The sequence below is a fragment of the Streptomyces sp. NPDC047061 genome, from assembly GCF_040643955.1.
Classification (GTDB): domain Bacteria; phylum Actinomycetota; class Actinomycetes; order Streptomycetales; family Streptomycetaceae; genus Streptomyces.
Genome location: NZ_JBEYVI010000006.1, coordinates 28,423 through 54,347, shown reverse-complemented (window position 1 = coordinate 54,347; position 25,925 = coordinate 28,423). Strand labels below are relative to the sequence as shown.

Here is a 25,925-nt window from a genome sequence, read left to right as displayed (position 1 = left end):
GTCAGAAGACGATCAGTGAACGTCTCCCATGAGCTCCCGAACCTTCTTCCGGTACAGCCACACAGCCACACCGGCGACCACGGCGAGCACCGCCTGGAACGTCACGATCCCCGTCTTGTTCAGGTCGACACCCGCGATGGACAGCAGACCGGTCGTCGCGTCACCCGCGGTGACCGCGAGGAACCACACACCCATCATCTGGGACGCGTACTTCGCCGGAGCCATCTTGGTCGTCACGGACAGACCCACCGGGGACAGCATCAGCTCACCCACGGTCTGCACGAAGTAGATCCCGACCAGCCACATCGCCGCGGCCTTGTGACCACCGTCGGCGATCGACAGCGGCGCGAGGAACAGGAAGAACGACGCACCGATCAGCACCAGACCACCCGCGAACTTCACCGCGGTGCTCGGCTCCTTGCCCCGGCGGGCCATCGCCAGCCACGCCCAGGCGAAGACCGGCGCGAACGCCATGATCATGACCGGGTTGACGGACTGGTACCAGGAGACCGGGAAGTTCCAGCCGAAGACGGTGTTCTTGGCGGAGGCGTCGGCGAACAGGGAGACGGTCGAGCCGCCCTGGTCGTAGATCATCCAGAAGACGGCCGCGGCCACGAAGAACCAGATGTAGGCGCTCATCTTGCCCTGCTCGGCGCGGTCCAGGTCCTTGTCGCGCTTGATGCGGGCGATGACGACGACCGGGATCACCAGACCGGCGATCGTGATCGGGACCAGCAGCCAGTTCAGCGTGTAGACGCCGGACACACCCACGACGACGTAGAAGACCGCGGCGACGGCGGCCCAGAAGCCGGCCTTCGTCAGCGTCGCCTTCTTCTCCGCGGCGGACAGCGGCGTCGGGACGATGTCCGAGCGCGAGCTCAGGTGGCGCGTGCCGAGCAGGAACTGGGCGAGACCCAGCGCCATGCCGAGCGCGGCCAGCGCGAAGCCGATGTGCCAGTTGTAGTTCTCGCCGACCGTGCCGATGACCAGCGGCGCGGCGAACGCGCCCAGGTTGATGCCGATGTAGAAGAGCGTGAAGCCACCGTCGCGGCGCGGGTCGTCCGGACCGTCGTACAGGTGGCCGACCATCGTGGAGATGTTGGCCTTCAGCAGGCCTGAGCCTATGGCGACCAGGCCGAGGCCCGCGAAGAAGGTGCCGGAGCTGGGCAGCGCCAGCGTCAGGTGGCCGAGCATGATGATCGTGCCGGCGACGGCGACCGTCTTGCGGGGGCCGAGGACCCGGTCGGCGAACCAGCCGCCCGGCAGGGCGAGCAGGTACACGAGCGACAGGTAGACGGAGTAGATCGCCGTCGCCGTGGCCGCGCTCATGTGCAGGCCGCCGGGAGCGACCAGGTACAGCGGGAGCAGGGCCTTCATGCCGTAGTAGGAGAACCGCTCCCACATCTCGGTCATGAAGAGAGTGGCCAGTCCGCGGGGGTGGCCGAAGAAGGTCTTCTCGGAACCGGGGGTGCCCGGTCGGACCGAGTCCTTCGTCAGGCTGGACGCCATGGGTCGTTCCTTGCTGGTCGGGACGCGCGGTGGGGCTGTGCGCGCCCGTGGGGGGAGCGGCCGGCACCGGCGGGTCGGACCGTCCACCCCACGCCCAGGGGAGTCCGCTCCGGATCACGGAGCGGCGGACGGCGACCACCGGGATCCACGCCCCGTGACGCTGTGTCGCGTCCGGAGCCCGGCCAGAGGTCATTCCTTTCGAGGCTGGCCAGGCCAGCCCGCACACAAAAGAGACCTTCAGTGCGACATTCCCACCAAAGGTCACCGGGTGTACTACAGGCGTTCACGTCACTGTACGTCAGGACACTGCCGGATATGGAAGGACTTGAGACAGGGATCACAGGTGTCGGCGGAACCTCGCACCCGGTTTCGAAGGTCCCTCCTACGATCGCACCTTTCGCCCATAGGTTCGTACCACTGTGCCCCAAGGTAAGAATCCCTGGTGCCGATCACACTCCAGTACTGCGCGTAATCGGACTACCATCACCCCATGACCCGTGTACTGCTCGCCGAGGACGACGCGTCCATCTCGGAGCCGCTGGCCCGCGCACTGCGCCGGGAAGGTTACGAGGTGGAGGTGCGCGAGGACGGACCCACCGCGCTCGACGCCGGAATGCAGGGCGGCGTCGACCTGGTCGTGCTGGACCTCGGGCTGCCCGGCATGGACGGCCTCGAGGTGGCGCGTCGGCTGCGTGCCGAGGGCCACACCGTGCCGATCCTCATCCTGACCGCGCGGGCCGACGAGGTGGACACCGTCGTCGGTCTCGACGCCGGCGCCGACGACTACGTCACCAAGCCGTTCCGGCTCGCCGAACTGCTCGCCCGGGTCCGGGCGCTGCTGCGGCGCGGTGCGGCGGAGCCGGCGCAGCCGCCGGCCACGCACGGGGTCCGGATCGACGTGGAGTCGCACCGGGCGTGGATGGGCGACGAGGAACTCCAGCTCACCGCGAAGGAGTTCGACCTGCTGCGGGTGCTGGTGCGGGACGCGGGGCGGGTCGTCACGCGGGACCAGCTGATGCGGGAGGTCTGGGACACGACGTGGTGGTCGTCGACCAAGACGCTCGACATGCACATCTCGTGGCTGCGCAAGAAGCTCGGCGACGATGCGGCGAACCCCCGGTACATCGCTACTGTGCGTGGTGTCGGGTTCCGGTTCGAGAAGAGCTAGGTCGGCTACGCGCGTTGCGCCGTGGGTGGCTGGTGTGGTGTGCGCGACTGGCTGTCGTCGTGGGCTGGTCGCGCAGTTCCCCGCGCCCCTGAAGGGGCGCGCTGAAGTCGCCGTTTCCCGGAGAGTGCTGTGCGTCGTCGTCTGATTCAGTCCACCCTCGCCGTCGTACTCGTCGTCATCGCTGTCTTCGGCGTCTCTCTCGTCATCGTCGAGTCGCGCACCATCAGCAACAGTGCCCAGGAACGTGTCGACTCCGAGGCGCTCCGTCTCGCCAGCATCGTCGACAGCCGGATCCTCGGGGACGAGGCCGTCACCGCCGAGATACTGCGGAGCCAGGTCGGCAAGGAGCAGTACGCCGTCATCCGGATCCCGGGCAAGCCGGCGATCGAGCTCGGGGTCAAGCCCGAGGGCGATGTCATCCACTACACGGCCGACGGTGAGGAAGGCGAGACGGTCACCGTCCAGGAGCCGCGGTCGACGGTGACCCGGGAGGTCGGCCGTACGCTGCTGATCATCGGGGCCGTCGCGCTGCTCGCCGTGATCGCCGCCGTGCTGCTCGCCATCCGGCAGGCCAACCGGCTCGCCTCCCCGCTGACCGACCTCGCCGAGACCGCCGAGCGGCTGGGATCCGGTGATCCGCGGCCCCGGCACAAGCGGTACGGGGTGCCGGAGCTGGACCGGGTCGCGGACGTGCTGGACTCCTCCGCCGAGCGGATCGGGCGGATGCTCACCGCGGAGCGGCGGCTGGCAGCCGACGCCTCCCACCAGCTGCGCACGCCCCTGACCGCGCTGTCCATGCGGCTTGAGGAGATCACCCTCACCGACGACCCGGACACCGTGAAGGAGGAGGCGAACGTCGCGCTGACGCAGGTGGAGCGGTTGACGGACGTGGTGGAACGGCTGCTGACGAACTCCCGCGACCCGCGCACCGGCTCCGCCGTCTCCTTCGACCTGGACGAGGTCATCCAGCAGCAGCTCGCCGAGTGGCGGCCCGCCTACCGCAGTTCCGGCCGGGCGATCGTCAACTCCGGCAAGCGGCATCTGCGGGCGGTGGGTACCCCGGGCGCGGTGGCGCAGGTGCTGGCCGCGCTGATCGAGAACTCGCTGATGCACGGCGGCGGCACGGTCGCCCTGCGGACCAGGGTGACCGGCAACCAGGCCGTGGTGGAGGTGACGGACGAGGGGGCCGGGGTGCCGGCCGATCTCGGCAACCGCATCTTCGAGCGGACCATCAGCGGCCGGAACTCCACCGGGATCGGGCTGGCCGTCGCGCGTGACCTCGCGGAGGCCGACGGGGGCCGCCTGGAGCTGCTCCAGGCCCAGCCGCCGGTGTTCGGCCTGTTCCTGTCCCGCACCCCGCCGGCGCACAAGCCGGAAGAGGACCTGCCCATGGTGCGCTGAGGCGTTCTAGCGGACCCGCTGCCTGGGCTTCTCGGTGTCGGCGGCCCGCTCCAGGATCGCCTCCGCGTCCGCGACCGTCTCGCGGGCCGGCAGCGCCTTGAACACCCAGGTGCGGTACGACCAGAAACGGAACAGCGTCGCCACGCCGATGCCGACGAACTTGAAGACGTTGCTCTGCAGCGGGCTGTCCCAGCCGAAGCCGTAGGTGGCGAGATACAGCAGACCGTTCTCGATCACCAGGCCGACCGCGCTGAACAGCAGGAACAGGGTGAGTTCCTTGGTGCGGCCGCTCTTCTCGCGGTCCCGGTACGTCCAGTAGCGGAAACCGAGGTAATTGAAGATGATGGCGACGACGGTCGCTATGACGCTGGCCCGCACCACCGGCAGGTCGGTGACGTGCCGGACCACGTTGAAGACGCCGAGATTGACGAGAATGCCGGCCCCGCCGACCGCGCCGAATTTGGCGACCTCGCGTACGAGCCGTTGCAGCCCCGAGGAACCACGTTCCATGGTTGTGAGGGCTCCCGTCCGTAGGTATTGCGACCCAGCCACTCTAACGACCCAGTATGTCCCACGCCTGTGGATGGCGACACAGGTCGGGAACGGCTTGGAAAGAGCACCGGAAAAGCGGGGCAAGAGGCGGCGAAGCGGCAGGTAAGAGCCGTGGTCGAGGGCACGGAAACCGGCCACCCTGGCGCGGCCGATACCCTAGGGGCGTGACGTTCCCGGTAGTCGGCATGGTCGGCGGTGGCCAGCTCGCTCGTATGACACACGAGGCGGGCATCCCGTTGGGCATCAGGTTCAAGCTCCTCAGTGACACCCCTCAGGACTCGGCGGCCCAGGTGGTGAGCGATGTCGTCATCGGCGACTACCGCGACCTGGACACGCTGCGTGCCTTCGCGCAGGGCTGCGACGTGATCACCTTCGATCACGAGCACGTGCCCACCGAGCACCTGCGGGCCCTGGAGGCGGACGGCATCCCCGTGCGCCCCGGTCCCGACGCGCTGGTGCACGCCCAGGACAAGGGCGTGATGCGGGCGAAGCTCGACGCGATCGGCGTGCCGTGCCCCCGGCACCGGATCGTGGCCGACGCGGAGGACGTGGTCCGCTTCGCGGCCGAGGGCGACGGCTTCCCCGTCGTCCTGAAGACCGTGCGCGGCGGCTACGACGGCAAGGGCGTGTGGGTGGTGGAGACGGCCGAGGAGGCCACCGACCCCTTCCGGGCGGGTGTGCCCGTCCTCGCCGAGGAGAAGGTCGACTACGTCCGCGAGCTCGCCGCCAACGTCGTGCGCTCCCCGCACGGCCAGGCCGTCGCCTATCCGGTGGTCGAGTCCCAGCAGGTGAACGGCGTCTGCGACACGGTCGTCGCGCCCGCTCCCGACCTCGACGAGTCCCTGGCCCTGCAGGCCGAGGAGATGGCCCTGCGGATCGCCAAGGAACTGGGCGTGGTCGGTCACCTGGCCGTCGAGCTGTTCCAGACCCGCGACGGCCGCATCCTCGTCAACGAGCTGGCGATGCGCCCGCACAACTCCGGCCACTGGAGCCAGGACGGCGCGATCACCAGCCAGTTCGCCAACCACGTCCGGGCGGTCCTCGACCTGCCCCTGGGCGACCCGCGCCCGCGCGCGAAGTGGACGGTCATGGTCAACGTCCTCGGCGGCGACTACCCGGACATGTACTCCGCGTACCTGCACTGCATGGCCCGCGACCCCAAACTGAAGATCCACATGTACGGCAAGGACGTGAAGCCCGGCCGCAAGGTCGGCCACGTCAACACCTACGGCGACGACCTGGACGACGTTCTCGAGCGCGCACGTCACGCTGCCGGCTACCTGAGAGGCACGATCACCGAATGAGCCCCCTTGTTGGCATCGTCATGGGTTCGGACTCCGACTGGCCCGTCATGGAGGCCGCCGCCCAGGCCCTCGACGAGTTCGAGATCGCGTACGAGGTCGACGTCGTCTCCGCGCACCGCATGCCGCGCGAGATGGTGACGTACGGCGAGCAGGCCGCCGAGCGCGGTCTGAAGGTGATCATCGCGGGTGCCGGGGGAGCGGCCCACCTCCCGGGCATGCTCGCCTCCGTGACCCCCCTCCCGGTCATCGGCGTGCCCGTCCCGCTGAAGTACCTGGACGGCATGGACTCGCTGCTCTCCATCGTGCAGATGCCGGCCGGTGTCCCGGTCGCCGCGGTCTCGGTCGCCGGTGCCCGCAACGCGGGCCTGCTGGCCGCCCGGATCCTCGCCGCGCACGACGAGGACCTGCTGCAGAAGATGCGGGACTTCCAGCAGGACCTCAACGACCAGGCCACCGAGAAGGGCAAGCGGCTGCGGGCCAAGGTCGACGGTGGGTCGAACGGCTTCGGCTTCGGCAAGTAGGACTCCGGGAAGCAATACGCAATGACCTCATCCGACGAAGCCCGGTCCCTGCTGCGCGAGTTCCCGGTCGTCGACGGCCACAACGACCTGCCGTACGCACTGCGCGAGCAGGTCCGCTACGACCTCGACGCCCGTGACATCGCCACCCACCAGAACGCGCATCTGCACACCGACATCCCGCGTCTGCGCGAGGGCGGGGTGGGTGCGCAGTACTGGTCGGTGTACGTCCGCTCGGACCTGCCGGGCGCGGTTCCGGCGACCCTCGAACAGATCGACTGCGTACGGCAGCTGATCGCCCGTTACCCGGCCGACCTGCGGGCCGCGCTGACCGCCGCGGACATGGAGGCGGCGCGCACGGAGGGCCGTATCGCCTCGCTCATGGGGGCGGAGGGCGGCCACTCCATCGACAACTCGCTGGGCACCCTGCGCGGTCTGTACGAGCTGGGTGTGCGCTACATGACGCTCACCCACAACGACAACAACGACTGGGCGGACTCGGCGACCGACGAGCCGAACGTGGGCGGTCTGTCGGCCTTCGGCCGCGAGGTGGTGCGGGAGATGAACCGCCTCGGCATGCTGGTCGACCTCTCCCACGTGGCGGCCACGACCATGCGCGCCGCCCTCGACACGTCCACCGCACCGGTGATCTTCTCCCACTCCTCCTCCCGGGCCGTCTGCGACCACCCCCGCAACATCCCGGACGACGTCCTCGAACGCCTTCCCGCCAACGGCGGCATGGCGATGGTGACGTTCGTGCCGAAGTTCGTGCTCCAGGCGGCGGTCGACTGGACGGCGGCGGCCGACGACAACATGCGCGCCCACGGCTTCCACCACCTCGACACCACGGAGGACGCGATGAAGATCCACCGGGCCTTCGAGGAGAGCCACCCCCGCCCGATCGCCACCACCGCCACGGTCGCCGACCACCTCGACCACATGCGCGAGGTCGCCGGCGTCGACCACCTCGGCATCGGCGGCGACTACGACGGCACCGCCTTCACCCCCGACGGCCTCAACGACGTCTCCGGCTACCCCAACCTCGTCGCCGAACTGCTGGACCGCGGCTGGTCCCGGTCCGACCTGGCCAAGCTGACCTGGCAGAACGCGGTCCGGGTGCTGGGCGCGGCGGAGGACGTGGCCCGGGACCTCCAGGAGACGCGGGGACCGTCCCACGCGACCCTCTCCGAACTGGACGGCTGATCGGCAGATCGGCAGACCGGTCGATCGACCGATCGTGAGGGCGGGGCAGCCGGTGCGGCCGGCGGCTCCGCCCTCGTGCGTGCGGCGGCACGACCGGGCACCGCGGCCCGGCGGGGGGACAGGCGTACCCCCGAACGCCCCGTCCACCAGGAACCCTCCCGGGCAGCCGTGCGACGGTGGGCTACAGCCCCTTCACGACGTAGGTCACAGCGACGTACGGAGCCCTTCATGGCCGACCTCCAGCACGACATCCACACCACGACCGAGGTCGGCAGGGAGGACTGTCTCCCCGACGACCCGTTCCCGGTGGAGTCCGGCGCCGCGTTCCTGGAACGGGCCCACGCGCTGCTGGAGGCGCATCCGGTCGCGGACGGCTACAGCGGGCTGCCCCGGGCGCTCGCGCGGCTGCCCTGGTACGACCTGGAGCTGGGCGAGGCGGCTGTGGACACGGACGTGCCCCGGCTGCGCGAGGGGCACGTGGGCGCGCTCTTCTGGTCGCTGCAGGTGCCGGAACGGGAGCGGGGCGACCGGGCCGTGGGCGCCACCCTGGAGCAGCTGGACCTGGTGCGCCGGGTGGTCGAGGCACACCCGGAGGGGCTCCGGCTGGTGCGCACCGCCGGGCAGGTCATCGACGCCCGCAACTGCGGCCGGGTCGCCGTGGTGCTCGGCCCGGCCCCCGCCGCCGCCCTCGACGACTCCCTCGGCATCCTGCGGGTCCTGCAGTCCCTGGGCCTGCGGGTGCTCTCCCTGGCCGGTGCCGCCTGGGCGGGGGAGACGGGGCTGACCCGGTTCGGCGAGGAGGTGGTCCGGGAGATGAACCGGCTCGGGCTGCTCGCCGACCTGTCCGGCGCCCCGGAGGCCGCGCTCGCCCGGGTGCTCGCGCTCTCCAAGACACCGGTCCTGTGCACCCGCTCCGCCGCCGCGGCCGTACGCCCGCACCCCGCCAACCTCTCCGACGAACTGCTCGCGCGGCTGGGGGAGCAGAAGGGCCTCTGCATGGTGCCGCTGACGGCCGAGCAGACCGGGCCGTCCGTCCCGGACGTCGCCGACCACCTCGACCACGTCCGCGTGGTCGCGGGCCCCGAGTGCGTCGCCCTCTCCGGCACCTACGACACCGGCGTCGCCCACCCCCGCGACCTCGCCGACACCTCCCGCTACCCCCACCTGATCGCCGAGCTGCTCCGACGCGACTGGTCGGAGACCGAACTCTCCCTGCTGACCTGGGGCAACGTCCAGCGGGCCCTGCGCAGTGCCGACTTCACCGCCCGAGCGACCCAGCGCCGCAGGGAAGCGAGCCCGCCCCGGCCGACCGACACCGAGGCCTGACCGGCGGGACCGTCCGGGACCTGCCCGGCCGAGACCCGGTCAGCCGATCAGCCGGTCAGTCGATGCGGCAGAGGCAGAACGGATGCCCGGCCGGGTCGGCGAACACCCGGAAGTCCTCCGCCACGGGGTCCTCCTCCCGCCGCAGCAGCCGCGCCCCCAGCGCCAGCACCTTCTTCTCCGCCGCGTCGACGTCCTCCCACGTCGGACCCGCGTCGAGGTCGAGATGGAACTGCTGGGAGCCGTGGTCGGCCCGCGGCCACTCGGGCGGTGTGTACCCCTCCGCCAGCTGGAACCCCAGCCGCAGCCCGTCCGGCAGCCTCAGCACGACCCAGTCGTCCTCCTCGGCCACCAGGGTGCCGCTGACGACGGCGGCGTAGAAGGCGGCCAGCGCGCGCGGGTCGGGACAGTCGATCACCACGTTGCGCAGACGGGCGACGGACGCCATGGGTCCTCCTTCTCTCAGCAGACTCTCGGCAGGTTTCTCTCAGCAGGCACAGAGACAGAAAGGGTGCCCCGCCGGGTCGGCGTACACACGGAAGGTGCGCTCCCGGTCCGCCGCGTCCAGCGGCTTCGCGCCCAGCTCCAGCACCCCCTTCTCGGCGGCGTCCAGGTCGTCCACCACCAGGTCCAGGTGGAACTGCTGTGAGTCCTCGGGCGCGGGCCACTGCGGCGCGACGAACCCCGGCGCCTTCTGGAACGCCAGCGCCTGCCCGCCGGGCACCGCCAGGTCCACCCAGTCCCCGTCCCCCTCGACGCTGCCGCCCAGCACCCCGGCGTAGAAACCGGCGAGCGCGGACGGGTCGGGACAGTCCAGGACGACGACACCGAGCTTGGCGAGAGCCATGACTTCCTCCTCGAAGACGGAGTTACCTGTAAAGCCGGTCAACCAGTAACGTCGGTTACCGCATGCTCCCGCACTGGAGGTAACGTCGCAACCGGATTGGGGAGGTAACTTGCAGAGATGAGTGAGAGATCGCCCGCGCCGGGCGGCCTGGCCCTGGTCGAGGCCCTGGTGAACACGCTGGACCTGGAGTCGGGCGCCGACGCGCTCGACACGGCGGACGGCAGGGCACGCCTCGGCATCACGGAGGCCGAACTCCCACCGGCCCGCGTCCTGCGCGAGTCCCTGCGCGCCGCCCTGCTCGCCCACGCCGGGTACCCCCCGCACCGCGAGGTCACCCCCCTGGGCGAGCTGCTCGCCGAGGCCCGGCTGTACGTCGCCGTGGACCCCGCCGACGGCTCGGCCCGCCTCCTGCCGGCCGACGAGGACGGGCTGCTCGCCCGCACGGCGGCGGCCGTCGCCACCGCCGCGATCGAGGGCACCTGGACCCGCCTCAAGGCCTGCGAGGCCGACACCTGCCATTGGGCGTACTACGACCGCAGCCCGGCCGGCCGTGGCCGCTGGTGCTCGATGCAGGTGTGCGGGTCACGCCAGAAAATGCGCCGCTACCGGGCCAAGGACCGGTAAGGCACAGCCGGTTCACCGGTCACGCGTGTGCCGCGTGGTGCAGAATGCAACAAGACACCGGTTCGGCCGACTGAGCCTCGGCCGAACCGGTGTCGTTTTTGACGCCCTGAGTGGACGCGCCCCAAAGGGGCGCGGGGCTGTATCGATGTGCGGCTCCGCCGCGTGGGCGCGACCAGCCCCATACGGCCTGCAGGTTCAGGCGGTCGGCCGCCCCATCGCGCGATACGTCCACCCGGCCCGCCGCCAGACCTCGGGATCCAGCGCGTTACGCCCGTCGAGGATCACCCTCTTCGCGGCCATCCCACCCAGCGCCGCCGCATCCAGCTCCCTGAACTCCCGCCACTCGGTGAGGTGCAGCACCACGTCGGCCCCCCGCACACACTCCTCGGCGCTGACGGCGTAGCCGAGTGTCGGGAACAGCCGCCGCGCGTTGTCCATCCCCTTCGGGTCGTACACGGTCACCTGGCCGCCCTGCAGCTGGATCTGCCCGGCGACGTTCAGCGCCGGCGAGTCACGCACGTCGTCGGAGTCCGGCTTGAACGTCGCGCCGAGGACCGCGACCCGGGTCCCGAGGAAGGACCCGCCGCCCAGCGCCTCCCGGGCCATCTCGACCATCTGGCCCCGGCGCCGCATGTTGATGGAGTCGATCTCGCGCAGGAAGGTCAGCGCCTGGTCGGCGCCCAGCTCACCGGCCCGCGCCATGAACGCCCGGATGTCCTTCGGCAGGCAGCCGCCGCCGAACCCGATCCCGGCGCGCAGGAACTTCTTCCCGATCCGGTCGTCGTACCCGATCGCCTCGGCGAGCTTGGCGACGTCGCCGCCCGCGGCCTCGCAGACCTCGGCCATGGCGTTGATGAAGGAGATCTTGGTCGCGAGGAAGGAGTTCGCGGACGTCTTCACCAGCTCGGCGGTCGGGAAGTCGGTCACCACGAACGGCGTACCCTCGCCGACCGGCGTCGCGTACACCTCGCGCAGCAGCTTCTCGGCCCGCTCGCTGCGCACGCCGACCACGATCCGGTCGGGGTGCAGGGTGTCCTGGACGGCGAAGCCCTCGCGCAGGAACTCCGGGTTCCAGGCCAGCTCGGCGCCGTCCCCGGCCGGCGCGTGCTCGGCGAGGTAGGCGGCCAGCCGCTCCGCCGAGCCGACCGGCACCGTCGACTTGCCGACGACGAGGGCGGGCCCGGTCAGATGCGGGGCCAGCGACGCGATCGCGGAGTCGACGTACGACATGTCGCAGGCGTACTCGCCGTGCTTCTGCGGGGTGTTCACGCAGACGAAGTGGACGTCGCCGAAGGCGCCGACCTCGGCCCAGTCGGTGGTGAAGCGCAGCCGACCGCTGGAGCCCTCGAAGCCGGCCACGTGCCGGCGCAGCAGCTCGTCGAGGCCCGGCTCGTACATCGGGGTCTCGCCGCGCTCCAGCATCGCGATCTTCTCGGGTACGACGTCCAGCCCGAGCACCTCGAAGCCCAGCTCGGCCATGGCCGCGGCATGGGTGGCGCCGAGATAGCCGGTGCCGATCACGGTGATCTTGAGGCTCATGAATGCTCCAGCTCGGGGACGTCGGTGCAGGCTGCGGCCCGAGCATAACCGGGCCGTCTTCCGGGCAACTTTCCCGCTGTCGCCAAGCTCACGTGACCTATCCGTGGGCCGCGTTCTAAACTTTGAGTTACTTAACAGTAATTAGCGTCAGCACCACTGCGTCTGGAGTGAGAGACCTTGGCCGGATCGGCTGACTTCGACCTGTACCGCCCGTCCGAGGAGCACGACATGCTCCGTGACGTCGTCCGCGCGCTGGTCGAGGCGAAGATCGCCCCGTACGCCGCCGCGGTCGACGAGGAGGCCCGCTTCCCGCAGGAGGCGCTCGACGCCCTGGTCGCCAACGACCTGCACGCGGTGCACGTACCCGAGGAGTACGGCGGTGCCGGCGCCGACGCGCTCGCCACGGTCATCGTGATCGAGGAGGTGGCCCGCGCCTGTGTGTCGTCCTCCCTCATCCCGGCCGTGAACAAGCTGGGTTCGCTTCCGGTGATCCTCTCCGGCGGCGAGGACCTGAAGAAGAAGTACCTGACCCCGCTCGCCAAGGGCGACGCGATGTTCTCGTACGCCCTCTCCGAGCCGGACGCGGGCTCCGACGCGGGCGGCATGAAGACGAAGGCGGTCCGCGACGGGGACCACTACATTCTCAACGGCGTGAAGCGCTGGATCACCAACGCGGGCGTCTCCGACTACTACACGGTGATGGCCGTGACGGACCCGGACAAGCGCACCAAGGGGATCTCGGCCTTCGTCGTGGAGAAGGCCGACGAGGGCGTCTCCTTCGGCGCCCCGGAGAAGAAGCTCGGCATCAAGGGCTCGCCGACCCGCGAGGTCTACCTCGACAACGTCCGCATCCCCGCCGACCGCATGATCGGCGCCGAGGGCACCGGCTTCGCCACCGCCATGAAGACCCTCGACCACACCCGGATCACCATCGCCGCCCAGGCCCTCGGGGTCGCCCAGGGCGCCCTCGACTACGCCAAGGGCTATGTCCAGGAGCGCAAGCAGTTCGGCAAGCCGATCGCCGACTTCCAGGGCATCCAGTTCATGCTCGCCGACATGGCCATGAAGATCGCCGCCGCCCGCGCCCTCACCTACCAGGCCGCGGCCGCCTCCGAGCGCGGCGACGCCGACCTCACCTTCCAGGGCGCGGCGGCCAAGTGCTTCGCCTCCGACGTCGCCATGGAGGTCACCACGGACGCCGTCCAGCTCCTCGGCGGCTACGGCTACACCCGCGACTACCCGGTCGAGCGCATGATGCGCGACGCGAAGATCACCCAGATCTACGAGGGCACCAACCAGGTCCAGCGGATCGTCATGGCCCGCAACCTGCCGTAACCGCACCGGCATCCGACGAGAAGGCGCCCTTCGGGGCGCCTTCTTCGGCTTCGGCGCCGAACGCCGCTGCCGCATGCCGTTGCCGAATGCCGCTGCCGAATGGCACTACCGGACGGTCGGGCTTAGGACGAGAACCAGACGGGGAACACCCCGGACCCCGCACCCCACCCTGGAGGAGCCATGACCCAGACCGGACCCATGACGGCCATGTCCAAGCAGATGCAGGACTGCGTCAACATGTGCATGGCCACCCACACGATGTGCGAGGAGACCATGAGCTCCTGCATGTCGATGGAGGGCGGCCAGGCCCACATGCGCATCATGCGCGCGCTGATGGACTGCTCCGAGGCGACCCGGATGTGCGCCGACATGATGATGCGGCGCTCGCCGCTCTCGCCCGAGATGTGCGCGATGTGCGCCAAGGCCTGTGACATGTGCGCCGAGGCGTGTATGACCATGCCGGACGACCCGCAGATGAAGCGCTGCGCGGACGCGTGTGGCCGCTGCGCCGAGATGTGCCGCTCGATGGCGGCCATGCCCATGTGACACGCCGATGGGGAAGGGCGCCCGGCCCTTCCCCATCTCGCGTTGCCCGCCGTCGGGACGGCCCGGCCGTCGGGTCAGTTGCCGGAGACCGTGACCTTCTCGTCGTTCTTCAGCTCGTCGACCAGGGTCTTGACCTTCGTCTTGTCCCAGACGAGGTTGCCGCCCGTGGAGCCGGAGATCGGCATGTTCATCGAGACGCCGTCGCCGCCGTTGACGTCCTTCATCGCGAAGAACATCGACGCCAGGTCCCACAGGCTCATGTCCTTGTCGACGGTGAGGGAGTCGAGGCCCGCGCCGAGGGTGGGGTAGAGCTTGAAGGGGTTCAGGACCGTCGACGGGGTGGCCACCTGGTGGGCCAGGGCGGCCAGGAACTTCTGCTGGTTCTTGGTGCGCTGCAGGTCGGACGTGGCGAAGGCGTGCCGGGTACGGACGAAGGCCAGGGCCTCCTCGCCGTTCAGGGTCTGCTTGCCCGCCTTGAAGTTCGCGCCCGAGTAGCTGTCCTTGAAGCCCTTGTCGATGGTGATCGTGACACCGCCGACCGCGTCCACGATGTCCGCGAAGCCGGCGAAGCCGATCTCCACGTAGTGGTCGATGTGCAGACCGGTGTTGTACTCGACGGTGCGGACGAGGAGGGTCGGGCCGTCCTCGGCGTAGGCCGCGTTCAGCTTCGTGTGGCGGCCGGTGCCCTTGTAGACCTTGCCGGACGTCGACCCCTGGTACGACGGGATCTCCACGTCCGAGTCACGGGGCAGGGAGATCAGCGTGTCGCCGTTGTCGCCGACGTGCAGGATCATCATCGAGTCGGTGCGCTGGCCCTCGGCCGACCCCGTGTGCAGCTTCTTCTTCTCCTCGGCCGACATGCCCTTGCGGCTGTCGGAACCGACGATCAGGTAGTTCGTGCCCTTGCCCGCCGCGGGCCGGTCGATCACCTTGGACAGGTCGACGTCCCGGTGCAGCTTGGAGTCGGCCCAGAAGTAGGTCGAGACGGATGTGACGATCAGCACGCTCAGGACGACGATCGCGGTCCACTTGATCCGCCTGCGCCAGTTCGGAGCCGGCCGCGGCCCGCGCTCGGGCGTACCGGAGGGACCACCGCCCCCGGGGCCGCCGCCGTAGACCTGGCCGGTGTTGTAGCCGCTGTCGTAGCCGTCGTACCCGCCACCGCCACCGCCACCGTCTCCGTACCCGCCGCCGTACGACGGCTGCTGCGGGACCCCGCCGTACCCGCCGCCCTGCTGCGGGGCGCCGTACGGCGGTGCCGACGGCTCTCCGCGTCGTACCTGGCGCATCACGCGGGCGCCCTCAGGCTGCGCGCTTGCGCTACCGCGTCCGTACTGGTTGCCGCGGTTGTCGTTCGACCGCCCCTCGGGCCATTCGTTCATGGGCCCCAGTGTGCAGGCAGCGGCCATGCCTCTTACAAGGGTCGTCGGAAAATCAGGGCACCGCTGTTGCGAACCCGACACAAATTCCGCGATTGTCCCTCGGCATAAGGTGGGGGCCATGACAGACCAGGCCCCCGAGGCGGAATCCGATATACCCGGCAAGCCGACGTCCGCGTCCCGGACCACGCTGAGCCACATCATGACCCACAGCGACACCAACCTCCTCGGGACGGTGCACGGCGGTGTGATCATGAAGCTCGTGGACGACGCGGCGGGCGCGGTCGCCGGCCGCCACTCGGCGGTCCCGCCGTCACCGCGTCCATGGACGAGATGGCGTTCCTGGAGCCGGTCCGCGTCGGCGACCTGGTCCACGTCAAGGCCCAGGTCAACTGGACCGGCCGGACGTCGATGGAGGTGGGGGTGCGGGTCCTCGCCGAGCGCTGGAACGAGTCGACGCCCGCCACCCAGGTCGGCTCGGCCTACCTCGTCTTCGCGGCGGTGGACGCCGACGGCAAGCCGCGCCGGGTGCCGCCGGTCCTGCCGGAGACCGACCGGGACCGCCGGCGCTACCAGGAGGCCCAGATCAGACGCACGCACCGGCTCGCGAGGCGGCGGGACATCAGGGAGCTGCGCGAGCGCAGGGTGGCCGAAGGGTACGTGGACTAGCGCGGGTCGTGTCTCGGCCGCGGGTGCGTGGGGGCTGGTCGCGCAGTTCCCCGCGCCCCCAAAAGAAGGGGCGCTGCAGGGCGCCCCTTTAGGGGCGCGGGGAACTGTGCGAGCAACCCCACCGGCCCGCAGCCGACCGACGACCGACGACCCTCAGCAGACCTTCTCGTCCCCCCGGATGACGGAAGCCTCCACCTTCGGCGGCACCGGCGCAGCCGCCCGTACCGTCCGCACCGCCCCCTTGAAGTCCGCCCCCACCGTCACCCGCAGCACCGGCCCCTGCCCCGGCACGGCCCGCAGCACGCTGCCCGGCAGGGCCGCCGCCAGCGAGCGGGCCGAGCGGTCCCACCGCGGGTCGAAGGAGATCACCGTCCGCCCCAGGTCACGATGGGCGGCGGTCACCGGCCGGTGGTTCGTCGCGAAGCCCGTCGCCGCCAGCGCCGCGTCCATCCGCCGCGCCAGCCCCGCCGTACCCGTGCCGTTCTCCACCTGGACCCGGATCGTCGCGGGCGCCACCTCCACCGTCACCGGCGCCGGCCCCTGTGCCCCCTGCGGCCTCGGCGCGAGAGAGGGCGAGGGCGATGGCGAGGGCGAGGGCGCCGGCGTGGCCGCGTGCGCGGGCGCCGGCGTCGCTGCCGCGAGCGGCTTGTCCTCGCGCAGCGACTGGAACAGACGGTCCGCTCCGGCCCGGTCCCACTTCAGCGTCGAGCCGATGCCCTTCACCACGTACCCGAGCTCCCCGATGGGGACGGTCGTGAACTCGGACGAGGACGGCGAGAAGTTGCGCATCGCCCGGCCGAGGTCGAGCAGTTCGTCCGTGCCGAAGCCGGTGTCGGCCCGCACCGACCCCAGCACCGCCCGCGTCACGTCCCGGAACCTGATCGGGTTGAGCAGCACCCCGTTCGACGTCGCCCGCTCGATCAGCGCCGCCAGGAACTGCTGCTGCCGCTTCATCCGGCTCAGGTCGCTCGCCGCGTCGACATGCCGGGAGCGGACGTACTGCAGGGCCTGGCCGCCGTTCAGGGTGTGCGTGCCGGGGGAGAGGTGCAGGCCGGTGTAGGAGTCCTTCAGGGGCTGGGCGGTGCAGATCGGGACCCCGCCGAGCACGTCCACGGTCCGCATGAACGTGATGAAGTCGACCTCCAGGTAGTGGTCGATCTTCAGGTGGGTCATGTCCTCGACGGTGCGGACGGTCTGCTGCGGGCCGCCCTCCGCGTAGGCCGCGTTCAGCTTGATGGGGTGTGCGGGGTGGGTCCGGCCCGTCGCCTCGTCGACGTGCGACGGCACCTCGGCGTACGAGTCGCGCGGCAGGCTGACCACGGTCGCCCGCTCCCGGTCCGCCGAGATGTGCACGATCATGATCGTGTCGGTGCAGTGGCAGGGCGCCCCGCCCAGCCGGTACTTCCGCCGCTCGTGCTCGGTGATCTGGTCACGGCCGTCGGTGCCGACCAGCAGCACGTTCATACCGTGGCCCGGGGCGGGACGGTTCTTCATGTCCTTGAAGGGGTCGACCCGGGCGATGTCCGCGTCCAGGCCGGCCATCACGGAGTGCCCGATCCCGGCCGACGCCAGCACCACCACCGAGAGCGTGGTCACGGCCCGCATGGCCCAGCGCGGCCGCCGGGGCCTCCTGGGTCGTACCGGCGGCCGCGGGGCCTGACGGGTGGGCTGCGGTCGGCGCTGCGGCCGGACGGGCCGGGCGGGGGACCGGGGCGGGCTGGCGGACAAAGGACACCTCCGGACGAGGCCGTACGTGGGATCCGTGAGCACCGTAGGCCGATACGACCTTCAGCCCGCCCCACCGCCCGTGCGGCGCGCACCGGTGTCCCCCGTTCGCGGTAACGTGAGCCCCCTATGAACGCCAAGCCCGACGTGCGGCACCCCGCAGTTTCTGTGATCATGCCCGTCCTCGACGAGGAGCGGCACCTGCGCGGGGCCGTCCAAGCGATCCTCGCGCAGGAGTACGCCGGCGAGCTGGAGGTCGTCATCGCCCTCGGTCCGTCCAAGGACCGCACGGACGAGATCGCCGCCCAGCTCGTGGCCGAGACCGCGTCATCCGAGAACAAGCGCGTGCACACCGTGCCGAACCCGACCGGGCGCACCCCGGCCGCGCTGAACGCCGCGATCAAGGCCTCCCGGCACCCGATCGTGGTCCGTGTCGACGGCCACGGCATGCTCTCCCCGAACTACATCGCCACCGCGGTACGGCTCCTGGCGGAGACCGGCGCGATGAACGTCGGCGGCATCATGCACGCCGAGGGCGAGAACGCCTGGGAGGACGCGGTCGCGGCGGCCATGACCTCGAAGATCGGCGTCGGGAACGCGGCCTTCCACACGGGCGGCGAGGCCGGGCCCGCCGACACGGTCTACCTCGGTGTCTTCCGGCGCGAGGCGCTGGAGCAACAGGGCGGCTACAACGAGGAGTTCGTCCGCGCCCAGGACTGGGAGCTGAACTTCCGGATCCGCGAGGCCGGCGGGCTGATCTGGTTCTCGCCGGAGCTGAGGGTGTCGTACCGGCCGCGGCCCAGCGTGAAGGCGCTCGCCAAGCAGTACAAGGACTACGGCCGCTGGCGGCACGTCGTCGCCCGCTACCACGAGGGCTCCATCAACCTGCGCTACCTCGCCCCGCCGACGGCGGTGTGCGCGATAGCCGCGGGGATCGTCGTGGGCGCGCTGGTCACCCCGTTCGGGTTCGTCGTCCCCGGCGGCTACCTCGCGGCGATCGTCGCCGGGTCCCTCCCGGCCGGCAAGGGGCTGTCGCTGAAGGCACGGCTGCAGATCCCGGTCGCCCTCGCCACCATGCACATGTCGTGGGGGTACGGCTTCCTGACCAGCCCCAAGGCCCTGGCGAAGCGGGTCATCGCGTCCCGCCGCCCGGCGGTGCTCAGCTCCACCGGCAGCTGAGCACCCCCGCGAGACCGGCCCGGGCTACCAGGTGTAGTCCGGGTCGACGTGCATGCACGCCTTGGTGTCCGAGGCGTTGAGGGCGTTCGCCGACGCCGGGGTGGTGTCATCGTCGTCGGCGGTGTACTTGGTGCCCGAGCGCCAGTCGGCGCCCACGACCACGGTGACCCCGTCCACGGCCGTGGACTTCTTCACCTGGCTGGTGGGGATGCCCAGGACCTTGGCGACCCGCTGGGCGTCGCCCGCCAGGTCCGCGCTCGGATAGCGCACCAGCGTCTGGTCCTCGCTCAGCAGCGCCGAGGAGTCGGCGGCCGCCTTCGTGAAGCCCTTGCCGACCAGCAGCTGGGTGACGGCGGCGGCCCGGCCGGTGACGGCGGTCTCCGTGCTGCTCTTCGTGCCGTTCTGCACCTGCACGGCGATCTTGCCGTCGGCCGCCGCCTTGTCGGTGACCTTCGTCGTGGTCGTCGTCGTCTTCTTCTTGTCCTTGCCGTCCAGCGCGACGTCCTCGCGGACCAGCCGCCACAGCTTGGCCGCGTCGGTGGGCTTGGGCAGGACCCGGTTGCCGTCGGAGGAGTACACGAACGGCATCGTCGTCATGGTGATGCGGTTCGTGGGGACCTTCTTCAGCTCCTTGCTCAGGTCGTAGAGCTTGGTGACCGTGCCGAGGCCGGTGTCGACGGTGAGCGCCTTGGTGGCCGTCTCGGCGAGCCCCAGGAGCTTGTCGGGGTTGCTGAGGGTGGCGTTGGAACGCAGCTGGCGGACCATCGAGTTCATGTACATGTGCTGGGCCTTGGTCCGGGCTATGTCACTGCCGTCCTCGAAGCCGTAGCGGGTGCGCAGCCACTGCAGGGCCTGCTTGCCCTTGACGGAGGTGGTGCCCTTCTTCAGCTTCAGGCCGGAGCCGTGGCCGGTGGAGGTGTGCGAGTAGATGTTGGCGTCCACGCACACCGGCACCCCGCCGATCGCGTCCGCCATGGACACCACGCCGGAGAAGTCGACCATCATGAAGTGGTCGATGTGGATGCCGGTGAGCTTCTCCCAGGTGGCCACCGTGCAGCCGGGCCCGCCGCGCTCCAGGGAGGCGTTGGTCATCGTGTCGGTGCTGGCCGCGTAGACCTTGCCGGTCTTCGAGTCGGTGCACTTGGGGATGGACACCAGGGTGTCGCGGGGCATGGACACCACCGACATGTTGGTGCGGTCGGCGGACACGTGCAGCAGCATCTGGACGTCGGCCCGGGCGGCGGTGCCGATGTCCTTGGCGCCGCCCAGCTTCTGGTTCTCGGCGGTGTCCCGGGCGTCGGAGCCGATCAGCAGGATGTTCAGCGGGGTCTGACCGGCCGCGTTCGCCTTGGACGCGGTCGCGCGGTCCTTGGCGTCGGCGTTGTTCAGGTTCTCTTTCTTGATGTTGCCGTTGAGGTGCTCGTAGTACAGGTATCCGGCGGTGGCGGTGCCGGCCATGGCCAGCACCAGGATCGAGGCCGACCAGCGGACGATCCGGCGCCTGCGGCGCTTTCGGTCACCGTCCGTACCGCGTCTGCCCTGCAGGCCGCCGCCACCGTCCTGGGGCGTGAGAGACATGGTGTCCTCGACCGCGGACACCACGTCGGACACCTCCCCCCGCACACTGCTGTGCACCACCTTGCCCGCCCTCCCGCTCACACCTGCCGCCACACCCGGAACTCCCGGGAACCTGAAGCACGGCGGCAGTGTCGTGCAGCCGTTTAGGAGTTGCCTGTGCTTACCTGTGCGGACCTGTGTGTGAAGAGACCGTGCCGCCTGTAATGACCCTGTACGAGAACCTTGTACGGCCCCTGTGCAGGACCGGCGGCACGGCCCGCTACCAGCGGTAGGGCGCGTACACGTCCATGCACTGCTTGGTGTCCGAACCGTTGATGGCGTCGGCGTTGTCCGGCAGGTCACCGGCCTTCGGCGCGGACTGCTTCGGGTACGCCGTCCCGTCCCGCCAGTCGGCGCCGACGACGAGCGTGACACCCGACACATTTGTCGTCTGCTGCACCTGACCGGTGGGGATCCCCAGTGCCTTGGCGACCGCCTGGGCGTCGCCCTGCAGGTCCGCGCTCGGGTACTGGACCACCGTCTTCTCCACCGACTGCGCGGCCGCCGAGGTGTCCGCCGCCGCCTTCGGGTAGCCCTTGCCGGCCAGCACCCGGGCCAGCGCCCGGGCCCGGCCGCCGACCGCGGCCTCGGTGGCCGTACCGGTGGCGTTCTGCACCAGCACGCCGAGGCTGCCCGCGGAGACGGACGGTTCCTTGGTGGGCGTGGCGCTCGCCGTGGCCTTCTTCTTGCTCTCCTCGGTGCCGCCGTTCTTGTCGAACGCCACGTCGTCGCGGAGCATCTGCCACATCTTGGCGGCGTTGGCGCCGTCCGGCACGAGGTGGTCCTGGTTCTGCGGGTCCTGGACGTTCGGCATGGTGAGCGAGGTGATGCGGTCCGTCGGCACCGACTTGAGCTGCATGCCCAGGTCGTAGAGCTTCTTCGGACTGCCGATCTCCTCCGAGACCGTCAGCGACTTGGTGGCCGCCTCGGCCAGGTCCATCAGCCTGCCGGTGTCGGTGAAGACGTTCTGCCCCTTCAGCGTCCGGATCATCGAGTTGAGGTACATGTGCTGGGCCTTGGCCCGCAGCGGGTCACTGCCCCAGGCGTGCCGGGTGCGCAGCCACTGCAGGGCCTGCTCGCCCTGCACCTTGTGCGTGCCGGCCGTCATCTTCAGCCCGGAGCCGCCGGGCACCGCGGCCGTCGGCCGGTCCCACACGTTCTGGTTCACACAGACGTCGACGCCGCCGATGGCGTCGGCCATGTTCACCACGCCCGCGAAGTCGATCGTGATCCAGTGGTCGATGTAGACCCCGGTGAGGTTCTCCCAGGTGGCCAGCGTGCAGCCGGCGCCGCCGCGGGCCAGCGACTCGTTGATGATGGTGTTGGTCGCCGCGTACACCTTGCCGGTGTCCGGGTCCGTGCACTTGGGGATGTCGACGCGGGTGTCCCGGGGGATGCTCACCATCGCCGCGCTCTTGCGGTCCGCCGACAGGTGGATCAGCATCTGCACGTCGCCGAGCGGCGGGCTGCCCCGGTCGTACTTGGCGCCGCCGAGTTTCACGTTCTCGTCGGAGTTACGGCTGTCGGAGCCGATCAGCAGGATGTTCAACGGCGTCTGACCGGCCGCGTTCGCCGCGGACTTGTGCGCCTTGGCGTCGCCGATGTCGCGCTGGCCCTTGTGGATGTTGCGGTTCAGGTGCTGGTAGTAGAGGTAACCGGCACCGGCCGTGCCGAGGACCACCACCGACAGCACGGTCGCCGACCAGCGCAGCACCCGCCGTCCGCGCCCGCCGTTCCTGCCCCGGCCGCCGTCCGGGCCGCCGTTCGGGCCGCCGGGCGAGTCACCGCCCGAGCCGGCCTTGGCGCCGCCCTTCGCGCCGTCCCCCGCACCGTCCTTGCGAGGTCCGCCGCCGGGTCTGCCCGGCGCCCGGGGTGCCTTCGGTGCGAGGGACATCGTGTCCTCGACCGCAGGCACCTCCTCCCCCCGCACATCGCTCTGCGTCAACTCCCTGCCCTCCCCACCCTGCGCCCTGCGCACACGGGCCCGCCGCCACGCCCCCCATCGGACGCCACACGGACCACACGGGTCCGCCCCGCGCCCGGTTAGACGCGTGACGGACCCATAGGGTTACCTGCTTATTCGCTGTTACTTGGCGGTCGCCGGGCGTAACTCTTCGTCGCGCCGGTCTACTTGGCCTACTTGGCGCAGGTCACCTTGTCCGCCGTCGTCTTGCTGTCCACGTCCGGCGCCTTTGTCGGTGTGGTGAGGGAGACTCCCGCCCCCTGGAAGTCCTTGCCCAGCGTCAGGGTGATCGCGGGCAGGCCCTGGGAGTTGATCACGCTCTTCCCGGGCTTCATCGCGGAGCCCGACAGCCCCATGAGGCTGGCCAGTTCACGCGCCTGGTCGGCCTGGTCGGGCGCGTACTCCAGGGTGGTCTTGCTCACTGCGGCGTCCGCGTTGCCGGCGTTCTCCGACTTGAGGACGCCCTCCTGGTTCTGCAGCCAGCTGAGGGTCTCCTGGGCGCTGCCGGCCGGGGCCCCGCCGTTGAGGATCCGCACCCGCACCGCGGAGGCCGCCGACTTGGAGCCCTCCAGGCGGGCGGCGGCCGCGTCCTTGCTGGCCTGCGCCTGCTTCTTCTTGACGGCCGTGAAGGAGACGTCGTCCTTGATCGCCTGGAAGACGGCGGGGGCCTTCGTCTCGTTGAGCACGACGGTCGCCTTCACCTTCTCCGCCGGGTTGTCCAGCACCGGGATGGTGGTGAAGGTCAGGTTCTTCGGGTTGAGCTTGCCGAGCTCCAGACCGAGGTCCTTCAGCTTGTAGATGCTGTCCAGCTTGGAGTCGACGGTGAGCGCCTTGGTGCCGACCTCGGCCAGCTTCAGCAGCTTGGTCGGGCTGGTGAGCGTCGAGTTGGAGCTGAGCTTGCGCATCAGGGCGCTGAGGAACTGCTGTTGGAGCTGGATCCGGCTCAGGTCACCGCCGAAGCCGACCGAGTGCCGGGTGCGCACGAACGCCAGCGCGGTCTCGCCGGAGATGTTGTGGGTGCCCTTGGACAGCTTCAGGTGCGAGTCCGAGTCGTCGATGTCCTTGGCCAGGCACACCTCGACCCCGCCGACCGCGTCGGTCAGCGTCTTGACCGCGTTGAAGTCGGCCACCATGAAGTTGTCGGCCTGGATCCCGGTCAGCTCGGTCACCGTGCGCACGGTGCAGCTGGCGGTACGGCCGTCCTGGCCGAGGCTGGTGTTGAACCGGACGTTCTCGGTGCCCGCGATGACCTTCTCGCTCCCGTCCGACTGCTGTGTCTGGCAGTCGGGCACGTCGACGATGAGGTCACGCGGAATGCTCAGCGCGGTGGCGTTCGAGCGGTCCTTGGAGATGTGCAGCAGGATCGTGGTGTCGGCGTGCCCGACGCTGCCGGCGTCGCCGTAGCCCTCGTTGCCCGAGCCCGTCCGCTTGTCGGTGCCGATGATCAGCAGGTTGATCGCCTTGTCCTTGCTGAAACCACCGGTGCTCGCGCCGTCGTCGGAGACCGACGTGATGTTGTCGTTGAGGTGCTTGATGTACAGGTAGCCGGCGGCCGAGGCGGCGACCAGCACGAAGGCCATCGTCCCGCCGGTCCACAGCAGGACCTTCTTCGCCTTCGACTTCTTCTTCACAGGCTGCCGCCGCGAGCGCCGCCCCGCCGGCGGCTCGGGCTCACCGCGCCGTCTGCGCTGCTCCGGCACCTCCGAGCTCGCGGTCTCCCGCGGCTCCCGCGCACCGCCCGCGGCGGCGCCCGGCGAGGCGGGCCTGCGCGGCCCGGGTACCGACGACTGCGGTGCGGAAGGCGTCAGTCGCAGTTCGTATTCGCCGGTGTTCGGATTGAGTACCCACTGGTCTGCGGGATCGATGTTGTCCGCCCGCCCACGGCCTTGCGCGTCCACGGTTGTCCGAATCCTCCGTCGGGGCCACGCGGCGCCTTCCCCCCATCAAGGCGCTCGGTCACGTTTCGCGGTGCACGACCCCAGGACGGACCTCGCGGCCGGGTGCACCGGAGCGCTCACACTATCCGCCCAGTTCAGCGTCGAGTGACGCCAGTGACAAATTCATCCTCCCTACAAGCGGGCAATCCGTCTCATTTAACTGACAATGAGCGGCGCGGAAGTTCGCCGCCTTGGCGTGTGCTTTACGTGCACCTGTCCTCGGCGGCGGTGTTACCGCGAAACGTGGTCGCCGCGGAGTTCTCGTCAGAGGGATCCTTCTCGCCCGTGACGTAGTCCGCGACCTTCACGGGCGAGTCGGCCCGCAACAGCGCGAACAGCGCGTCCGCCTTGGCCGCCTTGAGCTGATCGCGGTTGGAGTCATACACATACGGCTCCCGCGGGACGGTGAGGAACTGCACATGGTCCGTGGGGATGCCCCGCAGCCCGCGTACGAGCTGGTACAGGCCGCGCAGACTGGCCAGTTCGGGATCGGTGGTGAGGGCGGAGGTCGCCGAGTCCAGCAGCGGATAGAGCTTCGCCGGGTTCAGCAGCACGTCACTGCTCTGCACCTTGTTGACGAGCGCCCCCAGGAACTGCTGCTGCCGGTCCATCCGCCCGGTGTCACTGCCGTCCCCGAGCGACTTGCGCGCCCGTACGTACCCCAGCGCCTGCTCCCCGTCGAGCGTGACCCGCCCGGCGGGCAGCCGCAGCTTCGCCGCCTTGTCGTCGATGGGCTTCTTCAGACACACCGTCACCCCGTCGATCGCGTCGACCATGTCCTTGAACCCGCTGAAGTCGACGACGGCGTAATGGTCGACACGGATGTCCGTGAGTTTCTCCACCGTTCGCACGGTGCAGGCCGAACCCCCCACCTCGAACGACGAGTTGAACAGCGTGAACGAGGGCTCGCTGCGCCGCCCGTCGCCGCGCAGGCAGCCGGGCACGTGCACCATCAGGTCCCGGGGCAGCGAGACGGCGGTGGCGCTGCGCCGGTCGCGGGCGAGATGCAGCAGGATCGTGGTGTCGGACCGCTGGGTGCCCGAATCCTTGCCGTAGCGACGGTTCCCGTCCCCCGCGCGGCTGTCCGACCCGATCAGCAGGATGTTCTGCGCGCCCCGCACCAGCTCCGTGGGCCTCTCCCGCTCGTACCGGGCGAGCTCGGCCGCGGCCGCGTCGTCGGCGGTGATGTTGTGACTGAGCTTGGCGTAGAGGGCCCAGCCGCCACCGACGGCCCCGAAGAGCAGCACCCCGGCCCCGAGGGCCACCCCCCGTATCCAACGCCGCCGACACCGCCGGGCAAGCCCGTGCCCGGTGGCGGATGCCCCTACGACGTCGGTCACCCCTCAACAGTGCCTCGGGGCGGGGGCGGGGGCGGCGGCAACTACTCCAGACGGGTGAGTGGTCCCACCTTCTTGGGGGCGCGGGGCTGTGTTGATCTGCGGCTCCGCCGCGTGGGCGCGATCGGCTCCTGCTTGTCGGTGGCGGGCGCCTGGTCCCACCTTCTTGGGGGCGCGGGGCTGTGTTGATCTGCGGCTCCGCCGCGTGGGCGCGATCGGCTCCTGCTTGTCGGTGGCGGGCGCCTGGTCC

The 25,925-nt window shown here is 70.2% G+C and carries 21 protein-coding genes and 1 pseudogene; 11 read left to right on the top strand and 11 right to left on the bottom strand.

Annotation, left to right across the window (positions count from 1 at the left end):
* Window positions 1–12 precede the first annotated feature (12 nt).
* Window positions 13–1,509 (bottom strand): oligopeptide:H+ symporter, encoded by a 1,497-nt coding sequence (locus tag ABZ887_RS12470; protein WP_361286846.1) that lies wholly within the window; start codon window positions 1,507–1,509, stop codon window positions 13–15.
* 490 nt (window positions 1,510–1,999) lie between these two features.
* Between ABZ887_RS12470 and ABZ887_RS12465 the strand changes: the two genes are divergently transcribed.
* Together ABZ887_RS12465 and ABZ887_RS12460 are read left to right on the top strand one after the other, a co-directional pair.
* Window positions 2,000–2,677 carry a response regulator transcription factor gene (locus ABZ887_RS12465; RefSeq protein WP_058928367.1) on the top strand — a complete coding sequence of 226 codons (678 nt, stop codon included), beginning with the start codon at window positions 2,000–2,002 and terminating at the stop codon, window positions 2,675–2,677.
* A 129-nt stretch (window positions 2,678–2,806) separates the two neighbouring features.
* Complete coding sequence (locus ABZ887_RS12460; protein WP_361286843.1) at window positions 2,807–4,078, top strand: ATP-binding protein; 1,272 nt, start codon at window positions 2,807–2,809, stop codon at window positions 4,076–4,078.
* A gap of 6 nt (window positions 4,079–4,084) precedes the next feature.
* On the opposite strand, the gene ABZ887_RS12455 is transcribed toward ABZ887_RS12460, so the two are convergent.
* A complete protein-coding gene (locus ABZ887_RS12455; RefSeq protein WP_361286840.1) occupies window positions 4,085–4,588 on the bottom strand; it encodes a GtrA family protein in 504 nt (167 codons plus the stop codon).
* 206 nt (window positions 4,589–4,794) lie between these two features.
* Between ABZ887_RS12455 and ABZ887_RS12450 the strand changes: the two genes are divergently transcribed.
* The 4 genes from ABZ887_RS12450 to ABZ887_RS12435 all read left to right on the top strand — a co-directional run bounded on the left by ABZ887_RS12450 (window position 4,795) and on the right by ABZ887_RS12435 (window position 8,981).
* Entirely contained in the window at window positions 4,795–5,934 is a 1,140-nt protein-coding gene (locus tag ABZ887_RS12450; protein WP_361286837.1) for a 5-(carboxyamino)imidazole ribonucleotide synthase, read from the top strand.
* Window positions 5,931–6,455 carry a 5-(carboxyamino)imidazole ribonucleotide mutase gene (gene purE / locus ABZ887_RS12445; protein ID WP_361286834.1) on the top strand — a complete coding sequence of 175 codons (525 nt, stop codon included), beginning with the start codon at window positions 5,931–5,933 and terminating at the stop codon, window positions 6,453–6,455. The genes ABZ887_RS12450 and purE overlap by 4 nt, the downstream gene beginning before the upstream one ends.
* Before the next feature lie 21 nt (window positions 6,456–6,476).
* Window positions 6,477–7,655, top strand: a complete 1,179-nt coding sequence (locus tag ABZ887_RS12440; RefSeq protein ID WP_361286831.1) for a dipeptidase — start codon at window positions 6,477–6,479, stop codon at window positions 7,653–7,655.
* A 228-nt stretch (window positions 7,656–7,883) separates the two neighbouring features.
* The gene (locus tag ABZ887_RS12435) at window positions 7,884–8,981 is read left to right on the top strand and encodes a dipeptidase (protein WP_361286828.1); all 1,098 of its coding nucleotides are present in this window, start codon (window positions 7,884–7,886) and stop codon (window positions 8,979–8,981) included.
* A 55-nt stretch (window positions 8,982–9,036) separates the two neighbouring features.
* Here ABZ887_RS12435 and ABZ887_RS12430 read toward each other — a convergent pair whose 3' ends face one another.
* Together ABZ887_RS12430 and ABZ887_RS12425 are read right to left on the bottom strand one after the other, a co-directional pair.
* Window positions 9,037–9,426 carry a VOC family protein gene (locus ABZ887_RS12430; RefSeq protein ID WP_361286825.1) on the bottom strand — a complete coding sequence of 130 codons (390 nt, stop codon included), beginning with the start codon at window positions 9,424–9,426 and terminating at the stop codon, window positions 9,037–9,039.
* Between the two features lie 39 nt (window positions 9,427–9,465).
* On the bottom strand, window positions 9,466–9,825 hold the full coding sequence (locus ABZ887_RS12425; RefSeq protein WP_361286822.1) for a VOC family protein: 360 nt from the start codon (window positions 9,823–9,825) through the stop codon (window positions 9,466–9,468).
* Between the two features lie 117 nt (window positions 9,826–9,942).
* Between ABZ887_RS12425 and ABZ887_RS12420 the strand changes: the two genes are divergently transcribed.
* A complete protein-coding gene (locus tag ABZ887_RS12420; protein ID WP_361286819.1) occupies window positions 9,943–10,449 on the top strand; it encodes a CGNR zinc finger domain-containing protein in 507 nt (168 codons plus the stop codon).
* A 195-nt stretch (window positions 10,450–10,644) separates the two neighbouring features.
* On the opposite strand, the gene ABZ887_RS12415 is transcribed toward ABZ887_RS12420, so the two are convergent.
* Window positions 10,645–11,988 (bottom strand): UDP-glucose/GDP-mannose dehydrogenase family protein, encoded by a 1,344-nt coding sequence (locus ABZ887_RS12415; protein WP_361286816.1) that lies wholly within the window; start codon window positions 11,986–11,988, stop codon window positions 10,645–10,647.
* A gap of 177 nt (window positions 11,989–12,165) precedes the next feature.
* On the opposite strand from ABZ887_RS12415, the gene ABZ887_RS12410 reads away from it, so the two are divergent.
* Both ABZ887_RS12410 and ABZ887_RS12405 read left to right on the top strand, forming a co-directional pair.
* Entirely contained in the window at window positions 12,166–13,323 is a 1,158-nt protein-coding gene (locus ABZ887_RS12410) for an acyl-CoA dehydrogenase family protein (protein WP_361286813.1), read from the top strand.
* Between the two features lie 180 nt (window positions 13,324–13,503).
* The gene (locus ABZ887_RS12405; RefSeq protein ID WP_361286810.1) at window positions 13,504–13,869 is read left to right on the top strand and encodes a four-helix bundle copper-binding protein; all 366 of its coding nucleotides are present in this window, start codon (window positions 13,504–13,506) and stop codon (window positions 13,867–13,869) included.
* Between the two features lie 74 nt (window positions 13,870–13,943).
* Here the strand turns inward: ABZ887_RS12405 and ABZ887_RS12400 are convergent, their stop codons facing one another.
* Complete coding sequence (locus tag ABZ887_RS12400; protein ID WP_361286807.1) at window positions 13,944–15,251, bottom strand: LCP family protein; 1,308 nt, start codon at window positions 15,249–15,251, stop codon at window positions 13,944–13,946.
* Window positions 15,252–15,369: 118 nt separating this feature from the next.
* Here ABZ887_RS12400 and ABZ887_RS12395 point away from each other — a divergent pair.
* Window positions 15,370–15,917: pseudogene (locus ABZ887_RS12395) on the top strand (acyl-CoA thioesterase).
* A gap of 153 nt (window positions 15,918–16,070) precedes the next feature.
* Here ABZ887_RS12395 and ABZ887_RS12390 read toward each other — a convergent pair.
* A complete protein-coding gene (locus tag ABZ887_RS12390) occupies window positions 16,071–17,522 on the bottom strand; it encodes an LCP family protein (RefSeq protein WP_361286804.1) in 1,452 nt (483 codons plus the stop codon).
* Window positions 17,523–17,771: 249 nt separating this feature from the next.
* On the opposite strand from ABZ887_RS12390, the gene ABZ887_RS12385 reads away from it, so the two are divergent.
* Complete coding sequence (locus ABZ887_RS12385; RefSeq protein WP_361286801.1) at window positions 17,772–18,821, top strand: glycosyltransferase family 2 protein; 1,050 nt, start codon at window positions 17,772–17,774, stop codon at window positions 18,819–18,821.
* Between the two features lie 24 nt (window positions 18,822–18,845).
* Here ABZ887_RS12385 and ABZ887_RS12380 read toward each other — a convergent pair whose 3' ends face one another.
* The 4 genes from ABZ887_RS12380 to ABZ887_RS12365 form a co-directional block, all read right to left on the bottom strand.
* Complete coding sequence (locus ABZ887_RS12380) at window positions 18,846–20,399, bottom strand: LCP family protein (RefSeq protein ID WP_361287339.1); 1,554 nt, start codon at window positions 20,397–20,399, stop codon at window positions 18,846–18,848.
* 259 nt (window positions 20,400–20,658) lie between these two features.
* Window positions 20,659–22,383, bottom strand: coding sequence for an LCP family protein (locus ABZ887_RS12375; RefSeq protein ID WP_361286798.1), 1,725 nt, complete (start codon window positions 22,381–22,383; stop codon window positions 20,659–20,661).
* A 191-nt stretch (window positions 22,384–22,574) separates the two neighbouring features.
* Window positions 22,575–24,299, bottom strand: a complete 1,725-nt coding sequence (locus ABZ887_RS12370) for an LCP family protein (RefSeq protein WP_361286795.1) — start codon at window positions 24,297–24,299, stop codon at window positions 22,575–22,577.
* Between the two features lie 242 nt (window positions 24,300–24,541).
* Window positions 24,542–25,612, bottom strand: a complete 1,071-nt coding sequence (locus ABZ887_RS12365; protein WP_361287336.1) for an LCP family protein — start codon at window positions 25,610–25,612, stop codon at window positions 24,542–24,544.
* Between the last annotated feature and the right edge of the window lie 313 nt (window positions 25,613–25,925).